This window comes from Gilliamella sp. B3127, from assembly GCF_026536935.1.
In the GTDB taxonomy this organism is placed as follows: domain Bacteria; phylum Pseudomonadota; class Gammaproteobacteria; order Enterobacterales; family Orbaceae; genus Gilliamella; species Gilliamella apicola_E.
In genome coordinates, this window is record NZ_JAFNNI010000001.1 from 112,203 (window position 1) to 138,197 (window position 25,995).

Below are 25,995 nucleotides of genomic sequence, written 5' to 3' on the forward strand. Positions count from 1 at the left end.
CTTATTTGGATATAGAACTAGTGTTACAACTATCTATATGCAAAGGAGATTTTATTTATGCACAACGAGGTAATAAAATATGTTTTTTATACATGAAAATTTTCTATTAAATAGCAAAGCGGCACAAAAATTATACCATGAATTTGCCGAAAATTTGCCAATCATTGATTACCATTGTCACTTGGATCCAAAAGAAATTGTTGAAAATAAAAAATTTGATTCAATCTATGACTTATGGTTGTCAGGCGATCATTACAAATGGCGAGCAATGAGAGCCAATGGTGTTGATGAAGAGTTCATTACAGGTAATGCAACACCTTTACAAAAATTTAAAGCCTGGAGTGAAACTCTTGAAAACACCATCGGTAATCCTTTGTTTCATTGGAGTCATCTTGAGTTAGCTAACTATTTTGATATTACTCAATCATTAAATGCCAAAAATTATAATGAAATATGGGAACAATGTAACCATATTTTAAAAGAAAAAAATTATACAGCCCAACGACTGATCAGTTTGTCAAATGTCGAAGTTATTTGTACTACTGATTCCCCTTTAGATAGCTTAGAACATCATGATGACATAAAAAAGCAGCATGATTTTAAAACTAAAGTGCTACCAACATTTAGACCAGATGAAGCATTGGATGGTGAGGGTGAAAAATTTATTGCTTTTGTCCAACATCTTGAAAAAAAATCATTAGTTAAAATCAATAATTTTAGTGATTACTTAACAGCTTTAGAGAATCGAGTTGAATATTTTCATCAAAAGGGTTGTCGATTATCTGATCATGGATTGATGAGCATTGAATTTTACCCAAGTGATCTTGAAACACAAAATAGGTTATTTGAGAAAAAGATGAATAACATTGCTTTGGATAAAGTTGAAAAAATACAATATAAATCAGCAGTATTAATTGCATTATCTGGTTTTTATCATAAAAGAAATTGGACTATGCAAATTCACTTTGGTGTTGTTCGTAACAACAATATGATCATGCTCAATAAAGTTGGTATCAATGCTGGATTTGATTCTATTTGTGATCAACAAAATTTAGCAATTAATTTAAATCAACTATTTAATAAAATGAATGAATTAAATTCATTACCTAAAACGATTATCTATAATTTAGATCCTAGTGTGAATGATATTGTTGCCTCGGCAATAGCGAATTTTCAAAAATCAGGATTAGTAAAATCCAATATGCAATATGGAGCTGGATGGTGGTTCAGTGATACTAAAAGAGGAATGTTAAGACAACTTACCACCCTTGCAGACCATGGATTATTAATGAATTTTGTCGGAATGTTAACAGATTCAAGAAGTTTCATCTCTTATACCCGTCATGAATATTTCCGCCGTATCTTATGTAATTTAATTGGTAAATGGGTTACAGACGGAGAAGTACCAGAAGATTATCAATTGCTAGGAAAACTGGTTACGGGCATTTGCTATAAAAATGCGCTTTCCTATTTCGAATTTTAAGTTCGAAGCAAACTTGCAACTTAGATCTTTAAAAAAGGTAAATAAAAATTTGATTATCAAATTAAGGAATAAAGAATGGATACACAAATAAATAAAAAAAGGAAAATAACCCTTCCTATTGCAATTGGTTATGGTCTAACCGACATCATGGGTGGAGGTGCTTTCTCAATTATTGGTGCATGGTTACTATTTTTTTACACAACTTTTGTAGGATTAACACCATTAGAAGCAGCGTCTATTGTTGCTATTGCAAGAATTGTTGATGCAATTGTCAGTCTATTTATGGGCAGTTTTACTGATCACTTCTATAAATATAAATTGGGTCAAAAGTTTGGTCGTAGACGATTTTTCTTATTAATTGGTTCGCCATTGATGTTACTTTATGTATTATTATGGATAGTTGGTATGAATTTTTGGTTCTATCTTGCTGCTTATTTGGCTTTTGAAATCGTCGCTGCAATAGTGCTTATTCCATGGGAAACACTTCCATCTGAAATGACTAAGGACTACAACGACAGAACTAAATTATCAACCGGAAGAATGTTCCTGTCCGCTTGTGGTACTTTTTTAGCGACCTTTGTTCCAGGCATTTTAATTAGTTATTTTGGTGAAAATAATGCCTATGCCTATTTTATTAATGGATTATTCTTTGCAGTAATATTTGCTATTTGTGTATTTATTTCCTATAAAGTTACATGGGAGAGAGAACCAACAGCTGAAATGTTAGCTCACTTACAACAAGCGCCTATCAAAAAAACTTTTGCTGAAAAGTTAACAGCTTTTAAAAAATTATTTGCTGAATACTTCTCTACTTTTAACATAAAAGCATTTAGACGTCATTTAGCTATTTATTTATTTTCATTTACCGCCAAAGATGTATTCAATACAGTATTTGTTTTTTTCTGTGTATATTGTTTAATTGTTCCATCCTCAGTTGCGGCTGCATTACTTTCACTTAGTATTATTGGTCTACCAATAACATTGATTGCTGGTTTTGCCATGGTAAAATATGGACCAGGTAAATTATATACCTTTTCTTATTCAACAATGATTATTTGTATCATTGGTTTTTACTGTGTATATATATTTAATCCTGAATCAAAAATATTACTACTTTATGTTTTTGCCGTTTGCTATCAGGCAGGAAGATGTGTGCTTGAGTTTACACCTTGGAATGTATTTCCTTTTATTCCGGATGTAGATGAAATATTAACCAGACAAAGACGAGAAGGATTATATGCTGCGGTGATGACATTTGGTAGAAAAACGACTGTTGCAATTGCTACATTCGTTGTGGGTCTTATTTTACAAAAAGGTGGTTTTGTGCAAGGAAGTCTTACACAAAGTGAACAAGCAATTACCACCATAGGATTATTATTCCTTTGTGGTACCGCAGGGCTGTTATTTATTGCTTTAATTTTTGCACTCACCTTTAAATTAAATAAACAAACTCATGCTATTTTAGTTAATGAGATTGAAAGATTAAGAAATAATGGTGTTAAAGAAGATGTTACCGATGAAACCAGAAAAGTTATTGAGGATTTAACGGGCCATAAATATGAAAATGTTTGGCGTACTGTTTAATAATTTAATGGAATAAAAAATGAGATTATCGAATCAAACTTTATCACAACTACCTAAGGAGGTAGTTGTCCCTACTTATGATAGAAACAAAATTAAAACCAAAATTGTTCATCTTGGTTTTGGGGCATTTCATCGTGCTCATCAAGCTATCTATGCAGATATATTGGCTACGCAATATGATAGCGATTGGGGATACTGTGAAGTTAACTTGATTGGTGGTGAAGCACAAATTCAAGATTTAAAACAACAAGATTGCTTATTTAGTGTGTGTGAAATGTCTTATGATAATTGGAATACTCGTGTTGTAGGTATTGCAAAAGAAGCATTACATGCAGATGTTGATGGAATTGAGAAAGTCTTAGATGTGATGACTCGTCCAGAAATTGCAATTGTGTCAATCACTGTAACCGAAAAAGGTTATTGCTATCTACCATCAACATCATCAATTGATACTAATAATCCATTAATTATTCATGATGTAACTAATCCACATACACCTAAATCTGTTCCAGGTGTCATTGTGGAAGCTTTACGTTTACGTAAAGAGCAAGGATTAAAACCTTTTACAGTTATGTCTTGTGACAATATGCCTGAAAATGGACATGTTACTCGTAATGTTGTTTTAGCCTTGGCTAAGCAGCGCGATGAAAGTTTAGCGCAATGGATTGAGGATAATGTTACTTTCCCATCAACAATGGTTGATCGAATTGTACCTGCGGCAACGCCAGAAACGATGGCTAAAATAAAAAAACAACTTGGTGGTATTGATGATCCGGCAGGTATCGCTGGTGAACCATTTAGACAATGGGTGATTGAAGATAATTTCGTGGCTGGTCGTCCAGAGTGGCAAAAAGCAGGGGCAGAATTAGTTAATGATGTATTGCCTTATGAAGAGATGAAATTACGCATGTTAAATGGTAGTCATTCATTTTTCGCTTATTTAGGTTATTTAGCTGGTTATATGCATATTGATGAATGTATGCAAGATCCTAATTATGTTAAAGCAGCTAGGCATTTAATGTTAAATGAGCAAGCAACTACATTACGGGTAAAAAATGTTGATTTGTCAGCTTATGCTGATTCATTACTAGATCGATATCGCAACACCGGTTTAAAACATCGTACATGGCAAATCGCAATGGATGGAACATTAAAGCTTCCACAACGTATGCTTGATTCTGTTAGATATCATTTAGCTAATGGTACACCATTTGATTGTTTAGCTTTAGGTGTTGCAGCTTGGATGCGTTATGTTAGTGGTGTGGATGATAGTGGTAACGTTATTGAAGTTTGCGATCCAGCAGCCGAGAAATTAAAAGAGTTGGTTTTAAATAGTTCAGATAATCAAGATCGAGTTAATGCACTGTTATCTTTAAAACATGTTTTTGGAGAGGATCTACCCCAAAATCCATTGTTTATTGAACAGGTAACTAAAGCTTATCTTTCTTTAAGAGACATAGGAGCAAAAGAGACCGTTAAACAAATAACTCAAAATTTTTAATTCCACTAACAATAATTAATAAGCCAAGTGCAATCATCTTTAGATGATTGCACTTTTATTATTAAATAAAAAACTTTTCTTATATTCAAAAATCCCCTATATTCTCTTTTATTGTAATTTGTTTTTTGAAAGTGATATATGTTCAAATCGGAAGCGTTAACTACCTCAGAACCTGTTAATCAACAAATATATCGCCAATTAAGAAAGGCAATCATCACTTGCCGAGTATTACCAGGTGTTTTATTGTCTGAAAAAGATATTTCGGGTCAGTTTAATGTTTCACGCCAACCCGTTCGTGAAGCTTTTATTAAACTAGCAGAAGCTGGATTGGTCCAAATTCTTCCACAACGTGGAACTTTTGTAACGAAAATATCAGTTAAAAAAGTAATTGATGGTCAATTTATTCGTGATGCAGTTGAGTGTGCAATTATTAAACGTGCTGCACAAGAAATTAATGATTCAGATCTTTTATTACTTGAAAAAAATCTAAAAGAACAAATTGACGCCAACAAGTGTAAAGACATTAGTTATTTTCTTGAAAAAGATGATGAATTTCATCAGATTATAATGAATGTTATTGATTGCCCCATGGCATGGGAAACCGTCGAAAATATCAAAGCAATGATGGACAGGGTAAGATACCTTACTTTAGAAGATATATCCCCACCAGAAGACCTAGTTAAACAGCATGGAAAAATCGTTATTGCGCTAAAAAATCATGATCCTGAAATGGCTGCACTTGCACTTCATGAGCATTTATCAACTATATTAAAAACGATAAAAATAGTATCACAACAGCATAATGAATGGTTTGTTGATTAATTTTTTTAATTTCAAAGGCGGTAAACTTTATATATTTTCATTATCATTTTTTCTAAAAAAATAAATAAAATTTAATTTTTTTCATGGTGTGCTAATTTAAGAAACATTTATCAATGTTTTTATATATCTAAATATCGCCAATTGCCTCAAAAAAAGAAAAGTTATTAACCTTTTTTTATTTAACTTTTCTTATTGATTAATTGATGTTTTTAAACTTTATTTTTTATGAATCATAATTCTTGATTAATTCTTTTTATAGACTAAATCATGTAATCGTTTTAACATATGACAGCACAAAAGCATAAATATTATAATGTTGGTAAAGAAAATGATGAATGTCAGGAAGTTATCAGTTATTGTAGTAGGCTTTATTCTTTCTGGTTATGTTGGGGCGGATTCTCAAGTAACCAATCAAAAAGTTAGTGACAAACAGCTAATTTATCAACAGGAACGGCAAAAAGCAGCGGAAGAAGCGCTATCCCCCAAAACGCCTGATGTTAATTTATTATCCCCATTAAAGAAAATTAATAATATTGATTTTCCAGAAGAAAAATTATGTTTCCCTATTTCCCATGTTAAGTTATTAGAAAAAGAAACTTTACCATTTTATGTTCCATTAAGTCCTTTAACAAAACAAGCCGAAGGGCGTTGTTTAGGTAGTCAAGGTCTGAATTTATTGATGACCGAATTGCAAAACCAACTTATTAATTATGGTTTTATTACTACTCGTGTGGTTGCTCCACAACAAGATTTATCACAGGGGACTTTCACTCTATTAATCTTAAAGGGTTCCGTAAAAAGTATACACTATTCAGAAGGTAGTGATACCTATGCAAATTTGTATACCAGTATCCCTTTAAGAAGTGGTGAATTACTTAATTTACGGGCACTTGAACAAGGTTTAGAGAATTTACAAAGAATTCCTACTGTAGATGCTAAAATTGAGTTAATCCCTGGTGCTCAAGAAGGTGAAACCGAGATTGTTATAAAACGTAATCAATCAAAGTTTTGGCGCGTAGGGATGTCTGTAGATAACTCAGGCACTAAAGATACAGGGCGTTATTTAGGCGGATTAACTTTCTATTTAGATAATCCTCTTGGATTTAGCGACTCATTTTATGTTTCTGGCGACCATGATCTTGAAAATAAAGACAAATATGGCAACCGAGATTATTATTTTTCTTATTCCGTTCCTTATGGATATTGGATGTTTGATGCTTTAATTTATGGCAATACTTATCACCAAAATATTCCAGGTATTGTAGATTATCAATACAAAGGTCGAAGTAAAAATTATAATTTTAAAATCAGCAGGGTATTGCACCGTAGTTCAACACAAAAAACAACATTAAGTTATGGTATTAATTTAAGACAATCTCACAACTTTATGAATGACCTTGAACTTGAAAATCAGCGCCGCAAAACAACTAATTGGAAATTAGGGTTACAACATCGTCATTATATTAACGATATGACTTTAGATGTTGATGTATGGTATCAAAAAGGAGTACGTTGGTTCGGTGCAGAAAAAGCTCGAGAAGAAGAAATAAACATAGCTAGTGCGTTGACTAATATTTTCAAGTTTGATGTTTCATTTTATGCTCCATTCACTCTAGGTAATCAGAATTTTGCTTATAGTTTTGATTATAATGGTCAAATGACAAGAGGTAATAAATTAACTCCTCCAGATCGATTTTCGATCGGAAGTCGTTGGACTGTTAGAGGATTTGATGGTGAGCAAATGTTGACGGCTGATAATGGCTGGTATCTGCGTAATGATTTGATTTGGCAAATGCCTATAAGGCAACAATTATACTTTGGCTTAGATGCTGGGCAAGTTAGTGGGCGAAATTCAGAACGGTTGAGCGGTAAACGACTTGTTGGTTCGGCACTAGGTATAAGAGGTCAACAATTTAATGTCTATTATGATGTATTTGCTGGAGTACCTTTGCACAAACCGGATAATTTTAAAACAAATCATTTAACAGTTGCCTTTTATTTAAATTGGACTTACTAGTATTTTTTGTCTTTTTTGGTCATAAACTAAGAATTAGTTAGAAAACAAATAAAAACTATGTATATAAATAATGAAAAAATCTTTTATCTTATGTTATATTGAGTATTATTATAATGTATGCAATAGCTTTTTAGGCTTTTGTCAAAAGAAACAATACTATTTATCAAGAATTAATTGAATTTTTAATTATCAAATTGTAGTAAAAAGTTTTAGTAATTTTTAATATTTATTAATGTCAGTAACGTAATACAACTAAGTAATATGGTTTTATGGTATGAGTAATATTAAAAAGGAGACTTTTTATTGATCACATTTAATTTGTCTTCAATAAATGGCGACTAAGTTTTAATTTGCCTATTTGGATGCTAAATATCCTTTCCCCTTTTTAAATAAAGTAAATAACAATTGATGCTTTAGTTTTTCTTTGAATATCTTATAGATAATTTAAATAACTCTTTCATAACAATAAATTGGATTTAATGGTAATTAGGAAAAAGGATTATATTTTATAGTTAAAGTTAAGTTTGTAGTAAAAGTAGTTCTCTAAAAATATAGTTTTATTTATTGGTTATAAAAGATAAATAAATCATATTGTTATAAGTTGTAAGTAACTAATTAATTATTTGCAATTTATTTTGTGGTAAATATTAATCGTTGTAAATAAATCGTTTTTATTGGAAATAATAACTTTTTGTTTAGACATTTGAATAACAAAATAAGATGAAAGGCGAAATACTATGAATAAAAATTTTTATCGAATTGTTTTTAATCAAGCTCGTGGATTATTTATTGTGGTGTCTGAAATTGTTAAATCACATCAAGCTATTTCGGGTAAGAGTCAAAGAAAAAAAGATACGAATGCTCAAGCGGATATTATAGGTAAGAAAAAAGCAGTTTTAAAACCTATAGTTTTCTTATCTTATGTTGTTTTAGGTATGGTAAGTGTTGTTAGTAATAGTTATGCAGGTGGTGTCGTTGTAGATCCTAATGCAGGAAAAAATCAAAGGCCAAATGTTCAAGAATTAAATAATGGTACGACACAAGTTGATATCGTATCTCCAACTAAAGGTGGTATATCACATAACAAATTTACACAATTTGATGTATCAAAAGATGGTTTGATTCTTAATAACTCACTCACAGATACAAATACCGAGTTAGCAGGAAATATTAATGGGAATAAACGATTAAGAAATAATGCAAGAGTCATTTTAAATGAAGTAAATTCTAATAATCCAAGTCAACTACTTGGTTCTATTGAAGTAGCAGGGCAAAAAGCTCAAGTGGTTATTGCTAATGCTGCGGGTATTACTTGTAATGGTTGCGGTTTTATTAATGCTGATCGTACAACATTAACTACAGGTAAGCCGATCATGGAAGATGGAGAATTAAAAGGTTACGATGTTCGACAAGGTAAAATTGAAATCCAAGGTGATGGTTTACGTAGTGGCGGTCAAAATTATACTGATTTAATTTCGCGTTCAGTTTCAATTAATGCAAAGTTATGGGCAGATAATGAAGTCAATATTGTAACAGGCAAAAATAAAGTCAGTGCTGATTTAAGTAAGGTTGAAAGACAAGGTGCGGATTCTAATTCAGATAAACCTGAATTTGCGCTTGATGTTTCCGCATTAGGTGGAATGTATGCCGGTAAAATTACTATGGTAGGTACAGAAAATGGTGTAGGTGTACGTAATCAAGGTAAAATATATACCAACGCTGGTTCTATCAATATTACTACTGATGGTAAAGTTGTTAATGAAAATATAATAGATGCTGTTGGTGATGTAAGTTTGAGAAGTAAAGGCAATGCTATCGAAAATAATGGAAAAATAAAAAGTTTAAATAAGAATATATCATTAGCTAGTTATCACGAAATCAAAAATAATGGCACATTACAGGCAAGAGAAAATGTTAATTTTTCATCAGGGAGTTGGACTGGTAATAATGGCGTAATTACTGCAGGTAAAACGGTAACAGCTCAAGGTAATGAATTTAATAATGGTTTTGGGGCAACAATTGACGCTCAAGATGTCGATGTTACAAGTTATGTAACTAAAAATACTGGTGATATGAAAGTAAAAAATAGAATTGATATTAAGTCTGAACTTACCCAAAATCAAGGTAATATGTCAGCTGATAATGAAGTTCATATTGCTAGTAAAGAAATTATAAACGATTACGGTGGTTCTATTTCAGCCAAACACATACTTTTACAAGGTGATAAATTATTTAACAGAAGTAAAGCTCATGCTTCAGAAGACCTTACTGTTCACGTGTTAGATGTTACCAATTCAGGAGAACTTTCGAGCAACAAGCAAGTATCAGTAGTAAGTAATATTTTTGAAACCAATAATTCAGCTGGTCTTGTTAAGGGTGAGAATGTTCAATTTAAAGCTGATAAACTGGTTAATAAAGGCGTGATATACTCAAATAATAATTTGAATATTTTGACTCATGAATTTGGAAACCAAAAAGATATAATTGCTGGCAATCAATTAAACATAAAATCTGAATCATTAATAAATGATTGGTACGGAAATATAGTTGCAAACAATGCTGATATTAATGCAATTAAATTAATTAATTATGGAAAAATTGAGCCAATTGAAAATCTGGAATTAGAAGTCGATTACCTTGAAAATATTGGAAAATTACAAGCAAAACAAGACTTAAAAGGCTATGTATTAACACTACACAATAGAGATGGAGCTACTATAGAAGGTAGAAATATTAATTTAGAAGGTGATACTTTAGATAATAAAGGTCAAATGCGTGCAGAAAATGTATTGGATCTTGCGTTTAAAAAAATTGATAACTACGCTAAAATTTTTGCAAAAAATCAAGTTAACTTGAATACGGAATATTTAAATAATGATCATGGTTCATCAATTGAATCCTACCATATTGTTAAAATTCAAGCACATGATTTCCAAAATCGTTCACAAATAAAATCAGCTGATCTTATTGAAATTAAAGCCAAGAAAGAGTTTAACAATAGACGTTACACTACTGAAGATGGCACTAAAGTGATTGGTACACTCAATAGTGGTGATATCAAAATTAATACTGAAAGTGGTGTCAATACTGGTGAAATAATAGCGTCTAAAAAAGCTATCATTTTTGGAGATAGTTTCAAAAATGATTGGTATGGAGTAATTAAAGGTGGTGATATTACGATAAGTGGTAATAAATTCGATAATTATGGTAGTGCACGAGCAGAACATAATTTCTATATTAATTCAACTGATGTTATGAATGCTTCAAATTTATTATCTAGAGAATACCTTACAATTAACGCTACCTATTTCACAAACAACTCAACAGGTATTTTAAAATCCGATAAGCAAATTGATTTGAGAGGTGATAATATCCTGAATAATGGTTTGATAGATACTATCAAGGCTGTTATTAATGCAAAAAACTTCAAAAATGATTGGCTTGGCGTAATTAAGGGTGCTGATATTTCCATAGCAGGTGATAAATTTGAAAATTATGGTAATGCAAATGCTCTTCATAATTTCGATATTAGTTCAACCGATGTTGAGAATCATAACAAATTATATTCAGCTAACTATCTAAGATTTGATTCAAACAATGTCAAAAATTACAGATCAGGTGAATTAAACTCGAATTGGCAAATTGATATAAAGGGTAATCAAATACACAATGAAGGATCAATTTTAGCTAATCACGCTATTAATATTAATGGTAAAAACATCAAAAATGATGGCAAATTGAAATCAAACATACATATTAGATTATCAGGTGATAAATTTGAAAATTCAAGTCAGGGTAGTATGATTACAGAAACAATACATGGCAATATGGTTGACTTTATCAATAAAGGCTATATGCAAGGCGATTTTGTTGATAACAATCAAAATACAATAATTGAAAATTAATCATTTTAATTGAATTTCAAAAACATTACTTAAATAAAATAAGATCCTAGTTTATTTATCCTGTTTTAAGGCAAAATAATCTAGGATCTTTTTTATGTGTTTTATGCAACCTTACTTTTACTTAATTAGTATTGATGGTTGAAAATTAAATAAACTAGAAGCCATATTATCAATTTCATTCAAAAGAAAATCAGCCTGATAGATTACTAATGTTTTAAATAATTTAATAAATTTTAACCAAAATATTAATATTAGTGTTTAATTAAAACGATAACTGATTTAGGCTAATAGGTAAACTTGAATTATTTAGGTTATATGATGATAAAACAAATTAAAATACAGGTTAGTGGAAGAGTTCAAGGTGTTGGATTTCGATTTTTTACTTATCAGCAAGCAAAAAAACTTAATTTATTAGGTTACGTTAAAAATTTAGATAATGGTAATGTTGAAATTATCGCACTTGGCGAGAGTAAACAGATAGATTCACTAGTTAATTGGCTTAATTCTGGAGGACCAACTTTAGCAAAAATTTCAAATATTAAAATTATTCAAATGGTACCCCAAAATGATTTAACTTCTTTTAATGTTAGATATTAATTTACTAAAAAATAAAGTAAAATAAGGCAATTTTTGGGTGATTTGTAATAAAGGTCTACTTTTATTAGTGATTAACTTTATTTACATAATTAACGTAAACTATGAATAAAAAAAATTTAATCTGTATCCTACTCCTTATTCTGATAATTGGTATTTATTCTGTTTACCAAACAGAAGATAGTGTTTCGGTCGCACCATCAAACGCAAATTCGCCTGATACACCCATTTATCAAAGTGATGAGATGATAACCAATGTCTATGATTTATCAGGCACTATGGTATATAAAATTGCTTCAAGCAAAGTAAAACATTTTGATAGCAATGAAAATACAGATTTTGATTTACCTAATGTCACGCTTTACGATCAGGAACATGCCGCGACTTGGCATATTCAAGCAAAACGTGCAACATTGACTAATGATAAATTAATCTACCTTTATCAAGATGTACAATTAACAAATTTATCACCTGATTCACAATTACAGCAAGTATTGACAGATAACGCAGTGGTCGATTTAAAAACACAACTTGTCACATCAAATGATCCTGTAAAAATAAAAGGGATTGGCTTTTTATCGACGGGGACAGGGTTAGTCGGCGATTTAAGAGAAAAGACGGCAAATATACTTGAGAATATAAAAACCTATTATAATACTGAGGCACAATAAAAAATGAGATTGAGAAAACAAGCAATTTATCCATTATTTTTTATGTTATATGTATCATTTGCTTGTTTTGCAGATGAGCCTAATTTTGAAGCGTCTTCCCCCCAAAAAGATCAAAAGATGGTTGTTAATGATAAACCTATTACAATTGATGCAGATAACCAACAAATTGATATTGAAAAAAATATTATTACCTTTAGTGGTAATGTACAGATTGTTCAGGAAGGTCTCACCATTTGGGCTGATAAGGTTGTTATAACCGATATGCAAGACTCTACCAAACAAAAAATTACTGGATATGGTAACCCTGTAAGATATAAGCAAATTATGCCTAAAAATAATAAAGTTGTAACAGGTCATTCATCACAAGTTATTTATGATGTGAAAGAAAGTAATATTGTACTGCAAGGTGATGCGGAGCTTATTCAGCAAGATAACCGTATAAAAAGTCCGATCATTACTTATGATGTCAAAAAACAACGAATACTTGCGCAGCCGGGTAATTCAGGACGGGTGAAATCTACTATCATCCCAAGTCAAGTTAAAGAGATGAATAAATAAAATGTCAATTTTAAAAGCTGAAAACCTCGCAAAAGTTTATAAAAAACGACGTGTTGTTGAAGATGTAAGTCTCACCGTCAATTCTGGTGAAATTGTTGGTTTACTTGGTCCTAACGGTGCGGGTAAAACTACTACTTTTTATATGGTAGTTGGCATTGTGACTTTAAATGCAGGAAGAATCTATCTTGATGATCATGATATCAGTATTTTACCATTACATGAGCGTGCTCAAAAAGGTATTGGTTATCTACCTCAAGAAGCCTCAATATTTAGAAAATTATCTGTTATAGACAATATTATGGCTATCTTAGAAACACGCCAAGATATTGACAAAAATGAAAAATTAAATCGAGCAGAAGAGTTACTTGAAGAATTTCATATCACACATATTCGAGACAATATAGGCCAATCTTTATCAGGCGGTGAAAGACGAAGAGTTGAAATTGCTCGAGCTTTAGCTGCTAATCCAAAATTTATTTTACTTGATGAACCATTCGCTGGGGTTGATCCGATTTCTGTTATTGATATCAAAAATATCATTAAACATCTACGAGATCGTGGGTTAGGAGTATTAATTACGGATCATAATGTCCGCGAAACGCTTGATGTTTGTGAACGTGCCTATATAGTAAATAAGGGACATTTAATTGCTGAAGGTACGCCAGATAGCATATTAAATAATGAATATGTAAAACGTGTTTACTTAGGACATGAATTCAGATTATAGATTATGATGAAACAAGGGTTACAACTGAAGGTATCGCAACAGTTGTCAATGACGCCACAATTGCAACTAGCGATTCGAATGTTGCAATTGTCTACATTAGAATTACGACAAGAAATTCAAACCGCACTTGAAAACAATCCACTATTAGAGGTTGCTGATCAATACGATGAGATCAATGTTGAAGAGCATGAGCCTAGCGAAAATATTGATACTCGTGAAGCACTCGATAGTCAAGAAATCCCAGAAGATATTCCTTTAGATGCAACTTTAGATGATATCTATACTGCAGGCACACCATCAGGAACCTATTCTGATTATCGTAATGATGAGTTACCTATCTATCAAGGTGAAACACACGAAACCTTGCATGATTATTTAAATTGGCAATTAGATTTAACACCTTTTAGTGAGGTAGATCGTGCAATTGCGCTATCCATTATTGAAGCAATAGACGAAAGAGGTTACCTGACTGTTTCAACTGAAGAAATTTTAGAGGAACAAGGTAATAATGAAATTGAGCTCGACGAGGTTGAAGCAGTATTAAAGCGAATTTGGCATTTTGATCCCATCGGGGTTGGAGCAAGAACATTACAAGAATGTTTATCTATTCAAATCCAACATGTAACACCACCGGCGTTAGTAAAAGAGATCATCAATGACTATTTAGATTTATTAGCAAGTCATGATTACCGGACACTGAAAAAACGATTAAATGCTTCTGATGAGCAACTAAAAGAAACTATTAACTTTATTCAACATTTACAGCCTTATCCGGGGGATTCTGTTAATACCACGCCACCTGATTATGTTATTCCGGACGTTGTAGTGAAAAAAATTGATGGTAAATGGATAGCAGAATTAAATAATGATACTGTTCCAACGCTACGTATTAATCAACACTATGCTGCGATGGAAAAAGTCAGCAATGAACATGACAGCCAATATATTCGCTCACATTTACAAGACGCTAATTGGTTTATAAAAAGTGTCGAGAATCGTAACGAGACGTTATTAAAAGTTAGTCAATTTATTGTTGAGCATCAACAAGACTTTTTTGAAAATGGCGCTGAATATATGAAGCCAATGATTTTATCTGATGTTGCTGAAGCTATAGATATGCATGAATCGACTATTTCACGAGTGACAACGCAAAAATATTTACAATGCCCAACCGGTATTTTTGAGTTAAAATTCTTTTTCTCAAGTCATGTTAACACTCAATCCGGTGGGGAAGCCTCTTCCACAGCAATTCGGGCATTAATTAAAAAATATATTTCAGATGAAGATTCTAAAAAACCTCTGAGTGATAGTAAATTAGTCTCACTCCTTGAAAATCAAGGTATCATAATTGCTCGCCGTACAGTGGCCAAATATCGTGAAGCGTTATCAATACCTCCATCAAGCCATAGAAAACAACTTTAACTTAATTCTTAATATTTAGTCATCACACCTTAAGTGATAACTTAACCGATAAGCAATAAACCATTTATCTAATTGAATTGATTAATATAAAACTCAGTGATTACAAGTATAGCTTTGGTTAGTTATTTATATGAAGTGTAGTTGAAAGTTTATTTAAGAAGTAGTGAGATATCATCGCTTAAACAACAATAAGCGATGATATTTTCATAAAGATTTTAAGCTAAAAATGTTGGAATCTTATGTTCAAAGGCACTGATTGCATCTTCATGTTGAAGTGTTAAACCGATATTATCTAGTCCATTTAACAAACAATGGCGTTTAAAAGCATCAATTTTAAAAGGATATTGTTTATCTCCAGCAATGACAACTTCGTTAACCAAATCAATAGTAAACTCAATTCCTTCGTTGGCTTCTACAATCTTGAAAAGCTCATCAACATCTTCTTCAGGTAGATTCACTAACAATAGTTGATTATTGAACGAGTTATTATAAAAAATATCGGCAAAACTCGATCCTATAATAGTTTTAAAACCATAATCTGTTAATGCCCATGGAGCGTGTTCACGAGAAGATCCACAGCCAAAGTTTTCACGAGCTAATAAAATACTCGCACCCTTGTAACGAGGTTTATTTAACACAAATTCAGGGTTTGGTTGTTTACCGGCATCATCTAAAAATCGCCATTCATGAAATGCATGTTGTCCAAATCCTGTACGAGTAACTTTCTGTAAGAATTGTTTAGGAATAATGGCATCAGTATCCACATTTGCAGCATCTAAAGGAACGACTAATCCAGTATGTTTTGTAAATTTCGCCATGACAAGTCTCCTTAAAATGGTTTGCGAATATCAGTAAAATGACCAGTAATGGCAGCAGCAGCAGCCATTGCAGGGCTAACTAAATGTGTTCTGGCATCACGTCCTTGTCGTCCTTCGAAATTACGATTACTGGTTGATGCACAGCGATCGCCAGGAGCTAACTTATCATCATTCATCGCTAAACACATTGAACATCCTGGTAAACGCCATTCAAAACCTGCATCGATGAAAATTTTGTCTAATCCTTCAGCTTCCGCTTGTTCACGTACAGGCCCAGAACCTGGAACAACCAAAGCTTGAACTCCATCAGCTACTTTACGTCCTTTGGCGACTTCTGCCGCAGCACGAAGATCTTCGATACGAGAATTCGTGCAAGAGCCAATAAACACTTTATTGATCTTAATATCAGACATCTTAGTACCGGCAGTTAAACCCATATAAGCTAACGCACGTTCAGCAGACTGTTTTTCAATCGGATCAGAAAAATCTTGTGGATTTGGAACTTGCTTATCAATAGCAGTGACTTGACCAGGGTTAGTTCCCCAAGTTACTTGTGGAGCAATATCTTTAGCTTCCAAAGTTACAATCGTATCGAAATGTGCACCTTCATCTGTTTTTAAGGTTTTCCAATAAGCGACTGCTTGCTCAAAATCTGTCCCTTTAGGCGAAAATTGTCGACCTTTCAAATATTCAAACGTGGTTTCATCCGGTGCAACTAGTCCAGCTTTGGCACCCATTTCAATCGCCATGTTACATAATGTCATTCGACCTTCCATTGACAAAGATGTAATTGCTTCCCCGCAAAATTCAACTACATGGCCAGTACCACCAGCGCTCGTTGTTTTGCCAATGATGGCTAAAATAATATCTTTAGCAGTTATGCCACTGGCTACTTTGCCTTTTACTTCAATTTTCATGGTTTTAGCCCGACCTTGTTTTAAGGTTTGGGTAGCTAAAACATGTTCAACTTCTGATGTCCCAATACCAAAAGCTAATGCACCAAAAGCACCATGCGTTGCAGTATGTGAGTCACCACACACAATGGTCATACCAGGCAATGTCATGCCTTGTTCAGGTCCAACAACATGAACGATACCTCGTAATGGACTTTGTAAACCATATAAAGATACGCCAAATTCTTCAGCATTCTTTGCTAATTCAGTTAATTGGATTCTAGCCATCTCGCTACAAGCACTTAACTCATTGCTTTTTGTTGAAGTATTGTGATCCATCGTAGCAAATGTTTTATGAGGTTGGCGGACTTTACGATTCATCGCTCGTAAGCCATCAAAGGCTTGAGGAGAGGTTACTTCATGAACCAAATGGCGATCGATATACAAAATAGGGGTCTCATTCGGTGCTTCATAGACAACATGTGCATCATATAATTTTTGATACAATGTTTTTGGTTTTGTAGACATTGCTTATATTCCTTTAATATTCTTTAAAAGGGTTAATATGATAGCTTAACCCTTAGTCTAAAAATTAAATTAAACGACAAATGGTATCACCCATTTCATCGGTTGAAACATAACTACCACCACGAGCAAGATCGATAGTGCGGGTCCCTTGTTCTAAAGCTTTATTAACTGCATTTTCAATAGCTTTGGCGATATCATCACGTTTTAAACTATAACGCACTAATAATGCTAAAGATAAAATTTGTGCAGCTGGATTAGCAATATTTTTACCAGCAATATCTGGTGCGCTACCGCCAGCTGGTTCATATAATCCAAATCCATCTTCATTCAAGCTAGCCGATGGTAACATTCCCATTGAACCGGTAATCATAGCGCACTCATCAGATAGAATATCACCAAATAAATTAGAACATAATACTACATCAAATTGAGAAGGATCTTTAACAAGTTGCATGGTTGCATTATCGATATACATATGTTCAAGTGCGACATCTGGATATTGTTTAGCGACTTCGTTTACAACTTCACGCCACAATATTGATGTTTGTAATACATTAGCTTTATCAACAGAAGTGACTTTTTTACGACGAATTTTTGCAGCTTCAAATGCCATTTTAGCTATACGCTCAATTTCAAAACGGTGATAAACTTCAGTATCAAAAGCACGTTCTTGAGGGCCAGAACCTTCACGACCTTTAGGTAAACCAAAATAGATACCACCAGTTAGCTCACGCATACATAAAATATCAAAACCACGCTTAGCAATATCTTCACGTAAAGGACATAATTCTTCTAAACCTTGATATAAACTAGCAGGACGCATATTCGCAAATAATTTAAAATGTTTTCGTAATGGTAATAAAGCTCCGCGTTCAGGTTGTTGATCTGGCGGTAAGTTTGTCCATTTTGGACCACCAACTGAGCCAAACAAAATAGCATCGGCTTTTTCACAACCTTCTAGTGTTTCTTTAGGTAATGGACAACCATGAATATCAATTGCTGCACCACCGACATCATATTCACTAGTCGTAATTGCAAGGTTATATTTTTGACGAATGACTTCAAGCACTTTATAAGCCTGTTTCATCACTTCTGGACCAATACCGTCGCCAGGTAATACTGCAATATGGTAATTTTGAGACATATCTATTCCTTATAATTAATTTAAGCATTTCGTCAATAAATAACGAAATCGCATCTAATTTTTAATCGTGGTGCAATTTTTGTTTTTGCTCAGCAACTTGATTAGCTCTATAAACATTATTTAAAACATTAATTAATGCTAATGCGGATGAATGAACAATATCAGTCGCAAGCCCAACGCCGTGGAATTTGCGTCCTTTATATTCGGCAACGATATCAACTTGACCTAAGGCATTTTCACCTTGACCTTTAGAAGCTAATTGATATTTTACAATGGTAATTGGTTCACCGGTAATACGATTTATTGCTTGATAAACTGCATCAACTGGACCATTACCCGTTGCCGCATCTGAATATTTTTGATCGCCAATAATCAAACTTACTGACGCAGTTGAAACGACAGTAGAGCCTGATTGAACATTAAAATAATCTAAAACATAATGCTCTTGATCATCTTTAAGTTGATTAATAAATATCAAAGCTTCTAAATCATAATCAAAAACTTGGCCTTTTTTATCAGCAAGCTCTAAAAAAGCTTCATAAACTTGATCTAAATTATAATCGTTATCGTGGTAACCCAATTCTTCTAGGCGATGTTTAACAGCTGCTCGACCAGAGCGTGAAGTTAAATTTAATTGGATTTGATTTAAACCGATCGACTCTGGTGTCATGATTTCATAAGTTTCACGGTTTTTTAATACACCATCTTGATGTATTCCTGAAGAGTGGGCAAAAGCATTGCTACCAATAACCGCCTTGTTAGACGGTATTGGTGTATTAGTAATTTGGCTTACAATTTGGCTGGTACGGTAGATTTCTTGATGATTGATATTAGTGTGAACGTTTAAGATATTTTGACGAACTTTGATCGCCATAATCACTTCTTCTAAAGCAGTATTACCGGCTCGTTCACCTAAACCATTCATCGCGCCTTCAATCTGCCGAGCACCTTCCTGAATCGCGCTAATCGAGTTAGCCACCGACATGCCCAAGTCATCATGACAATGAACAGAGATAATCGCTTTATCAATGTTCGGGACACATTCAAATAAGGTACGAATAATGCCACCAAATTGATAAGGGACAGTATAACCGACAGTATCCGGAATATTGATCGTTGTTGCCCCTGCTTGAATTGCTGCTTCAACAATCCGACATAAGTTATCAATTGGGGTACGGCCTGCATCTTCACAAGAAAACTCCACATCATCTGTATAATTACGTGCACGTTTAACACAGTGCACCGCTCGTTCAACGACATCTTCAAATGTCATTTTTAATTTATCTTTAACATGTAAGGTTGATGTTGCCATAAAGGTATGAATACGAAATTGATCGGCTACTTTTAGCGCTTCAGCGGCAACATCAATATCTTTGTCAATACAACGAGACAACGCACATACACGACTATTCTTAATGGTTTTAGCGATAGTTTGTACTGATTCAAAATCACCAGGCGATGAGATAGGAAAACCAACTTCCATCACATCAACCCGCATTCTTTCTAATGCTAAAGCTATTTGTAATTTTTCTTTAACACTTAAACTTGCTTGTAACGCTTGCTCACCATCACGTAATGTTGTGTCAAAAATAATAATCTGATCGCTCATTGTTATTTCCTTTATATTTTGGTGCTATCTCGGTATTTCAAGTTAAGAAAACAAAAAACCCGCACTTTAGCGCGGGTTCTTGTTAATTTGTCGAGTTAAGTATTAAATCACTTTTACTCCACACACAAGCTATCCGCGCAAACTGATGCGAGGAGGAGGCTGAGTAGGAGGCTAGTAAATTTAATCATTAACTTCTCAATTGTTATATTACTTATTAAATATTATTGCATTTTTTATCAAAAATCTTCACGCATGTCAAGAAAGATGTTTAAATTTTACCCTTTTACTTGATAAAACATTAGTTAAAATTTGTCTAACTATTAAGCTTTTATTTTGATTTATTGATGATGCATAATAAAGAACGTCAAGAATTGAATTGAAAAATAGTTTAATAGTATGCAAAATGGTAGGAGTTTAAGGGCATAAGCGATAAGGTGCCTGATAAGTACTTTTCAATAGATTCAAAATAATCATTTCAAAAATAAGAATGTTCATTATTTATGTATCATTTTTTGCTCTAAAAAATAGTTTTACACAAGTAACGCTATTTCAGAATTAATTATCAATTATTGGAGCCATTATGAATATTGTCGAAATTTCACAAAAACGTTATACCACCAAACATTATGACAAAACGAAAAAGATTCCCCAAGATAAGATTGAACAGTTATTAACTGTTTTAAGAAACAGTCCGTCATCGGTCAACTCTCAACCGTGGCATTTTTATGTTATTGATAATGAAGCGGCTAAAAATAAAATTTTGCCGGCAATAGCTGATTTTAATCAACCACGTGTCACCGGCTCATCACATACTATTGTTTTTTGTATTAAAACTCCGTTGGATGAAGCCCATTTAGTTAATCTCCTTAATCAAGAAGAGAAAGACGGTCGTTTGCCTTCGGCGGAATTAAAGGCGTCTCAAGATCAGGGACGACGTTATTTTGTAAATTTAAATAGCAAAACACCTGAATCACAACAGTGCTGGGAAGGTAAACAAGCCTATATTGCATTAGGGCAATTGCTTTTTGCTGCTGCGGCAATTGGTGTTGATTCTACCGCAATAGAGGGTTACGATTCTGCTAAAATGGATGAAATTTTAGATCTTAAAAGCAAAGGATTGAAAAGCATTGTGGTTGCAACGTTAGGTTATCGTGCTCAAGATGATGGTAATGCGCATCGTCCAAAATCACGTTTGCCGAAAGATCAAATCTTCACCTTTTTATAATCTGATTAACATCCCACCTCGTATTAGGTGGGATGAGTAAAAAAGGTATGTTTTTATTTCACTGAATAATTTTTATAGTGTTTCAGTTTCTCTTCCAGCGCTTGTTGTTGTTCTAAACTAAACTCGTTATAAAAAAAGTAATACCCCGAACTCTCTTGTATGAAAAACACATAACCTTCTGATGTTTTATCTATTTTATGAAATTCAGCATAGTTAATATTAAAAGATCCAACTGTTTTTTTGTAATTGAATGTTAGATGATCATCATAAAAAATACAGGTCATACTGCCAAAGCGTTCATTCAATGTTAAAACCTGCTTTTTTGATTGTTTTTTAAAATTAGCCAAAAATAAGGTAAGTAATAAAATAGGCAGTATGAAAATTAGTACTGATAAAGTAGGATTTTTTGGAAATAGCAACAAACTCAGAAATAAAAGGATAGTAGATAAAATAAACATCCTTTTTCTTGAATTTCGAAATTGATAACAAATAAAAGCATATACTTTTTGATAGTCAAATTGATAATTTACCGTTGCTATTTCGGGTTGTTGGTTTTTGTTTAAATAAGGAGCCAGATAATCTTTTAGCAGCAGTAACTCATCCGGTTGAAAAAGATCATAACGAACAAATTCAAAAATAATCTTATTACTAAAAAAAAATAATCCAGTTGTGGTTTCTTTTATTTGATACAAATCAGAGTAATAGAAAGTATTGACTTCGTTTTTATCTCTATTTAGCTGTACTATTTTTTCATTATCGAAGGTGAAGGTAAAATTACGCATATTATCAGCAATCGAATCATCTAATTGTTCTGCAAAATCATTATCTAAACAATCTAGCAGTGCGTAATAAGTATCGACTAAATATTGTCGATCAATGTGGCAATTAACGGTGATATTACTCATCCTTGCTCCTAAAATGGTCTTTATCACTAATACTGTCAATTTAATTGATTATATATAAAACTGAGTAAATTGTATGTAAAAAACAAAACCGACAGTGAATAAATCTAATCAATTCGACAAATAACCCTAGACCCCATTGACAGAATCGTTACAATATACGGCATGACTTTTATAGCAAGTAAAATTAACTTGGCTATGATTAATTTAACAAACGGATGATGTTTTATGGCGCAATATGTTTATACCATGAATCGTGTTGGGAAGATTGTTCCTCCTAAACGTTATATTTTAAAAGATATCTCATTAAGTTTTTTCCCCGGTGCCAAAATTGGTGTTCTTGGCTTAAATGGGGCAGGTAAATCGACATTACTACGAATTATGGCAGGAGTGGATACCGAAATTGAAGGTGAAGCTCGTCCACAGCCGGACATAAAAATAGGTTATTTACCGCAAGAACCTAAACTTGATCCTAAACAAACTGTACGTGAAGCAATTGAACAAGCCGTTGGTGATGCCAAAAAAGCATTGGCTCGTTTAGATGAAGTGTATGCGGCTTATGCTGATCCAGATGCTGATTTTGACAAATTAGCCAAAGAACAAGCTGAACTTGAAGCAATTATACAATCGCAAGATGCGCATAATTTAGATAACCAACTAGAGCGAGCAGCTGACGCCTTGCGTCTACCGGATTGGGATGCAAAAATCGAAAATTTATCCGGTGGTGAACGCCGTCGAGTAGCGATTTGTCAGTTATTGCTGGAAAAACCAGACATGTTATTAATTGACGAACCGACTAACCATTTAGATGCTGAATCTGTCGCATGGTTAGAACGCTTTTTACATGACTATGAAGGCACTGTGGTCGCCGTAACCCATGACCGTTATTTCTTAGACAATGTTGCTGGTTGGATTTTAGAGCTAGACCGTGGTGAAGGTATTCCATGGGAAGGTAATTATTCATCTTGGCTTGAACAGAAAGATCAGCGATTAGCGCAAGAAGCGGCAACCGAATCAGCTCGCCGTAAATCGATTGAAAAAGAGCTTGAATGGGTGCGTCAAAATCCAAAAGGTCGCCAAGCAAAAAGCAAGGCTCGTTTAGCGCGTTTTGAAGAATTAAATAACAATGATTACCAAAAACGTAATGAAACTAACGAACTCTTTATTCCGCCTGGGCAACGTTTAGGTGATAAAGTTATTGAAGTCGCTAATTTAACTAAATCATATGGCGATCGAGTATTAATCGATAATCTTTCTTTTAGTATTCCTAAAGGGGCGATTGTTGGGATCATTGGTCCAAATGGAGCGGGTAAATCGACGCTATTTAGAATGCTATCAGGTAAAGAACAACCAGATTCAGGAACTATCACATTAGGTGATACCGTACAACTTGCCTCTGTCGATCAATTCCGTGACAGTATGGATGATAATAAGACTGTTTGGGATGAAATTTCAAATGGGCAAGACATTATGCGTATTGGTAACTTCGAAATCCCAAGCCGTGCTTATGTTGGTCGCTTTAATTTTAAAGGCGTGGATCAACAAAAACGAGTTGGTGAATTGTCTGGTGGTGAACGTGGTCGGGTGCATTTAGCTAAATTACTTCAAGTTGGTGGTAATGTACTATTACTCGATGAGCCAACCAATGACCTTGATGTCGAAACTTTACGTGCGCTGGAAAATGCGTTATTAGAGTTTCCGGGCTGTGCATTAGTCATTTCGCATGACCGTTGGTTCTTAGACCGCATTGCAACCCATATTCTCGATTACCAAGACGAAGGGCATGTAGAGTTCTTTGAAGGTAACTTTACCGAATATGAAGAGTGGAAAAAACGCACTTTAGGCGCGGAGGCACTTGAACCTAAACGAGCCAAATATAAACGAATTACAAAATAACTTCATAAATTATTCCGCCGAAAGTTATCGGCGGATTTATCAATCTCTAATCAATAAAAATTTAAAGCAAGGATTTAGATGTCTTAACCAACTTAGCAAAAGTATCGGTTAACAATCTTGGAATTGCTGTAATGCCTCGAGCTTTAGCATCATCACAAACCGCAATAGCCAAATCCGGTTTTGAGCTTTTGTGGATCGCCTTTTGAATAATTTTGGGTACCGACATATCAATATGAGCAACGGTATTATAAGCAGCTAATTTATAGACATGACTAAAACCATGCTTGAATAAAAAGTTTTCAATATCACGCGCGGGTAATACAGTAATATAATCGTTTAGATTTTCACCTGGAGCACATTGTGATTGCACGGTTTCGGCATATTTTTTTCCAGCCATATCGCCATCAGTAATCACGTACCAACGAATGCCCATTTTATTTGCATAATGGATTAATGGTTTTAAACCACATTGCGCAAATTCTAACAATTGAATTCCTTCCGAACTTAAGTGATAACCACTTTGTTCTGCGAGCTCTCTTAATAACCACACTTCAGTTTCACCCTCAACCAGTAACCAACAACGGGCAAATAGGGCTGTAGGGCGTCGATAAAGGACATGGAACAAAATGCGTCGACTATCGGCAACACTCAATGAATGAGGTGAAATGTACTTAGTGACAATTTGATCTGGAAGTCGGATTAATCGATAAATACTCTCCAAAGGAAATAACGACACCAAATCACTTGAATTAGAGGTAATAATTTTTTGAGCGGGTAAATTTTTCAATAATCGAAAGCCAACCGATAAAATAATTGGGTGTAGCTGACTTTCTGGCTCTTCCAAAATTAAAATAGGCACAGAGCTGTGTGATAGTGGATTATCACCCTTAGCATTAACAATAGAACCAAATATACCTAAAAGGGCAGTACGTAAATAATCATTATCCAAATCATCCAAAATATTATTGATGCGCTCAAGAGAATTCCAATCTTCTACTTTTGGACTATTTTTCTGCGCCATTTTTTTATAATTAGAACGTTGTTGATAATCAACAAAATAGTATTCTAATAATGAACGAGCAGCTTGTAATCCTCGATTAAGTTCAGCTTGGCTCAATTGCTCTGAATGGGCTTTTAACTGTTCGGAAAGCTGGTCAATAAAGTGTTGTGATAAAGGTTGATTAGTAACAGGTAAATCTTTAGCATTAATCGAATTTTTAAGCGGCATCACTGGATTCAAATTAATTAAAATAGCAATTAATAACTTAGAATCATCTAATTTTAACAACTGTCCGTGCTCATTTAACAAATGATGCTCAGTGATAATACTATCACCACTTTTTTGAGCACTCATTTGGTAAGTAATTCGATATAAATTATCTAACTGCGAGCTATAGCTAATGGCTTGCAAAGGTTGATAAGCTTGTTCATTTAATTGATTTGGATAGGATTCACAATAGACAACATTTATTGAGATATGATTACCATCATTATCATTATCATTATCATAATAGAAATCTGAATCGACAAACTGATAAAACTTATTATCTAGAGTTAGCAACTTTAACGCACTAAGTAAACTTGATTTCCCCCATTGATTTTCACCAATTAAAACGCTGGATTTAGCGTTAAGTTTTAACGAAAGTTGCTTAATTCCTCTAAACCCTTTGATATCAATTTGTTCAATAAACATGAC

19 protein-coding genes are annotated in these 25,995 nt (G+C 33.4%); 13 read left to right on the top strand and 6 right to left on the bottom strand.

Translation table 11 applies throughout. The annotated features are described in order from the left end of the window. Window positions 1-79: 79 nt before the first annotated feature. The 11 genes from uxaC (at window position 80) to J3U00_RS00545 (ending at window position 15,284) form a co-directional block, all read left to right on the top strand. Entirely contained in the window at window positions 80-1,483 is a 1,404-nt protein-coding gene (gene uxaC, locus J3U00_RS00495) for a glucuronate isomerase (RefSeq protein ID WP_267331191.1), read from the top strand. 75 nt (window positions 1,484-1,558) lie between these two features. Next, window positions 1,559-3,067, top strand: a complete 1,509-nt coding sequence (locus tag J3U00_RS00500; RefSeq protein ID WP_267331192.1) for an MFS transporter — start codon at window positions 1,559-1,561, stop codon at window positions 3,065-3,067. A gap of 19 nt (window positions 3,068-3,086) precedes the next feature. Further along, a complete protein-coding gene (locus J3U00_RS00505) occupies window positions 3,087-4,568 on the top strand; it encodes a mannitol dehydrogenase family protein (RefSeq protein ID WP_267330073.1) in 1,482 nt (493 codons plus the stop codon). A gap of 138 nt (window positions 4,569-4,706) precedes the next feature. Then, complete coding sequence (locus J3U00_RS00510) at window positions 4,707-5,390, top strand: GntR family transcriptional regulator (RefSeq protein ID WP_267330074.1); 684 nt, start codon at window positions 4,707-4,709, stop codon at window positions 5,388-5,390. Window positions 5,391-5,718: 328 nt separating this feature from the next. Beyond that, window positions 5,719-7,407 carry a ShlB/FhaC/HecB family hemolysin secretion/activation protein gene (locus J3U00_RS00515; protein ID WP_267331193.1) on the top strand — a complete coding sequence of 563 codons (1,689 nt, stop codon included), beginning with the start codon at window positions 5,719-5,721 and terminating at the stop codon, window positions 7,405-7,407. Between the two features lie 737 nt (window positions 7,408-8,144). Further along, entirely contained in the window at window positions 8,145-11,312 is a 3,168-nt protein-coding gene (locus J3U00_RS00520) for a filamentous hemagglutinin N-terminal domain-containing protein (RefSeq protein WP_267331194.1), read from the top strand. A gap of 318 nt (window positions 11,313-11,630) precedes the next feature. Continuing rightward, entirely contained in the window at window positions 11,631-11,909 is a 279-nt protein-coding gene (gene yccX, locus J3U00_RS00525; RefSeq protein WP_267331195.1) for an acylphosphatase, read from the top strand. Window positions 11,910-12,010: 101 nt separating this feature from the next. Beyond that, the gene (lptC, locus tag J3U00_RS00530; protein WP_065562282.1) at window positions 12,011-12,577 is read left to right on the top strand and encodes an LPS export ABC transporter periplasmic protein LptC; all 567 of its coding nucleotides are present in this window, start codon (window positions 12,011-12,013) and stop codon (window positions 12,575-12,577) included. Between the two features lie 3 nt (window positions 12,578-12,580). Further along, window positions 12,581-13,135: a lipopolysaccharide transport periplasmic protein LptA gene (lptA, locus tag J3U00_RS00535; RefSeq protein ID WP_065562281.1), complete on the top strand. Its 555-nt coding sequence runs from the start codon at window positions 12,581-12,583 to the stop codon at window positions 13,133-13,135. 1 nt (window position 13,136) lies between these two features. Beyond that, window positions 13,137-13,862, top strand: coding sequence for an LPS export ABC transporter ATP-binding protein (gene lptB / locus J3U00_RS00540; protein ID WP_065562280.1), 726 nt, complete (start codon window positions 13,137-13,139; stop codon window positions 13,860-13,862). 6 nt (window positions 13,863-13,868) lie between these two features. Then, window positions 13,869-15,284, top strand: coding sequence for an RNA polymerase factor sigma-54 (locus tag J3U00_RS00545; protein ID WP_416379872.1), 1,416 nt, complete (start codon window positions 13,869-13,871; stop codon window positions 15,282-15,284). Window positions 15,285-15,499: 215 nt separating this feature from the next. Here the strand turns inward: J3U00_RS00545 and leuD are convergent, their stop codons facing one another. The 4 genes from leuD to leuA all read right to left on the bottom strand — a co-directional run bounded on the left by leuD (window position 15,500) and on the right by leuA (window position 20,276). Then, window positions 15,500-16,102, bottom strand: a complete 603-nt coding sequence (gene leuD / locus J3U00_RS00550; RefSeq protein ID WP_065562279.1) for a 3-isopropylmalate dehydratase small subunit — start codon at window positions 16,100-16,102, stop codon at window positions 15,500-15,502. 11 nt (window positions 16,103-16,113) lie between these two features. After that, window positions 16,114-17,523, bottom strand: coding sequence for a 3-isopropylmalate dehydratase large subunit (gene leuC / locus J3U00_RS00555; protein WP_267331197.1), 1,410 nt, complete (start codon window positions 17,521-17,523; stop codon window positions 16,114-16,116). A 64-nt stretch (window positions 17,524-17,587) separates the two neighbouring features. Then, window positions 17,588-18,667 carry a 3-isopropylmalate dehydrogenase gene (leuB, locus tag J3U00_RS00560; RefSeq protein ID WP_267331198.1) on the bottom strand — a complete coding sequence of 360 codons (1,080 nt, stop codon included), beginning with the start codon at window positions 18,665-18,667 and terminating at the stop codon, window positions 17,588-17,590. 61 nt (window positions 18,668-18,728) lie between these two features. Further along, a complete protein-coding gene (gene leuA, locus J3U00_RS00565; RefSeq protein ID WP_267331199.1) occupies window positions 18,729-20,276 on the bottom strand; it encodes a 2-isopropylmalate synthase in 1,548 nt (515 codons plus the stop codon). Between the two features lie 580 nt (window positions 20,277-20,856). Here leuA and nfsB point away from each other — a divergent pair. Continuing rightward, on the top strand, window positions 20,857-21,501 hold the full coding sequence (nfsB, locus tag J3U00_RS00570) for an oxygen-insensitive NAD(P)H nitroreductase (RefSeq protein WP_065562275.1): 645 nt from the start codon (window positions 20,857-20,859) through the stop codon (window positions 21,499-21,501). A 53-nt stretch (window positions 21,502-21,554) separates the two neighbouring features. Here nfsB and J3U00_RS00575 read toward each other — a convergent pair whose 3' ends face one another. Further along, window positions 21,555-22,406, bottom strand: coding sequence for a hypothetical protein (locus J3U00_RS00575; RefSeq protein WP_267331200.1), 852 nt, complete (start codon window positions 22,404-22,406; stop codon window positions 21,555-21,557). A 225-nt stretch (window positions 22,407-22,631) separates the two neighbouring features. Here J3U00_RS00575 and ettA point away from each other — a divergent pair, with 225 nt between their 5' ends. Further along, window positions 22,632-24,299, top strand: a complete 1,668-nt coding sequence (gene ettA / locus J3U00_RS00580) for an energy-dependent translational throttle protein EttA (protein ID WP_065734240.1) — start codon at window positions 22,632-22,634, stop codon at window positions 24,297-24,299. A gap of 61 nt (window positions 24,300-24,360) precedes the next feature. Here ettA and J3U00_RS00585 read toward each other — a convergent pair whose 3' ends face one another. After that, a complete protein-coding gene (locus J3U00_RS00585) occupies window positions 24,361-25,992 on the bottom strand; it encodes a DUF2813 domain-containing protein (protein ID WP_267331201.1) in 1,632 nt (543 codons plus the stop codon). Window positions 25,993-25,995: the final 3 nt, after the last annotated feature.

Coding starts and splice junctions, on each gene's coding strand:
- lptA (WP_065562281.1), top strand. CDS start 12,581: ATGAGATTGAGAAAACAAGCAATTTATCCATTATTTTTTATGTTATAT.
- J3U00_RS00505 (WP_267330073.1), top strand. CDS start 3,087: ATGAGATTATCGAATCAAACTTTATCACAACTACCTAAGGAGGTAGTT.
- leuB (WP_267331198.1), bottom strand. CDS start 18,667: ATGTCTCAAAATTACCATATTGCAGTATTACCTGGCGACGGTATTGGT.
- J3U00_RS00500 (WP_267331192.1), top strand. CDS start 1,559: ATGGATACACAAATAAATAAAAAAAGGAAAATAACCCTTCCTATTGCA.
- nfsB (WP_065562275.1), top strand. CDS start 20,857: ATGAATATTGTCGAAATTTCACAAAAACGTTATACCACCAAACATTAT.
- J3U00_RS00510 (WP_267330074.1), top strand. CDS start 4,707: ATGTTCAAATCGGAAGCGTTAACTACCTCAGAACCTGTTAATCAACAA.
- leuA (WP_267331199.1), bottom strand. CDS start 20,276: ATGAGCGATCAGATTATTATTTTTGACACAACATTACGTGATGGTGAG.
- lptB (WP_065562280.1), top strand. CDS start 13,137: ATGTCAATTTTAAAAGCTGAAAACCTCGCAAAAGTTTATAAAAAACGA.
- J3U00_RS00520 (WP_267331194.1), top strand. CDS start 8,145: ATGAATAAAAATTTTTATCGAATTGTTTTTAATCAAGCTCGTGGATTA.
- yccX (WP_267331195.1), top strand. CDS start 11,631: ATGATAAAACAAATTAAAATACAGGTTAGTGGAAGAGTTCAAGGTGTT.
- leuD (WP_065562279.1), bottom strand. CDS start 16,102: ATGGCGAAATTTACAAAACATACTGGATTAGTCGTTCCTTTAGATGCT.
- J3U00_RS00585 (WP_267331201.1), bottom strand. CDS start 25,992: ATGTTTATTGAACAAATTGATATCAAAGGGTTTAGAGGAATTAAGCAA.
- uxaC (WP_267331191.1), top strand. CDS start 80: ATGTTTTTTATACATGAAAATTTTCTATTAAATAGCAAAGCGGCACAA.
- J3U00_RS00545 (WP_416379872.1), top strand. CDS start 13,869: ATGAAACAAGGGTTACAACTGAAGGTATCGCAACAGTTGTCAATGACG.
- J3U00_RS00515 (WP_267331193.1), top strand. CDS start 5,719: ATGATGAATGTCAGGAAGTTATCAGTTATTGTAGTAGGCTTTATTCTT.
- J3U00_RS00575 (WP_267331200.1), bottom strand. CDS start 22,406: ATGAGTAATATCACCGTTAATTGCCACATTGATCGACAATATTTAGTC.
- leuC (WP_267331197.1), bottom strand. CDS start 17,523: ATGTCTACAAAACCAAAAACATTGTATCAAAAATTATATGATGCACAT.
- ettA (WP_065734240.1), top strand. CDS start 22,632: ATGGCGCAATATGTTTATACCATGAATCGTGTTGGGAAGATTGTTCCT.
- lptC (WP_065562282.1), top strand. CDS start 12,011: ATGAATAAAAAAAATTTAATCTGTATCCTACTCCTTATTCTGATAATT.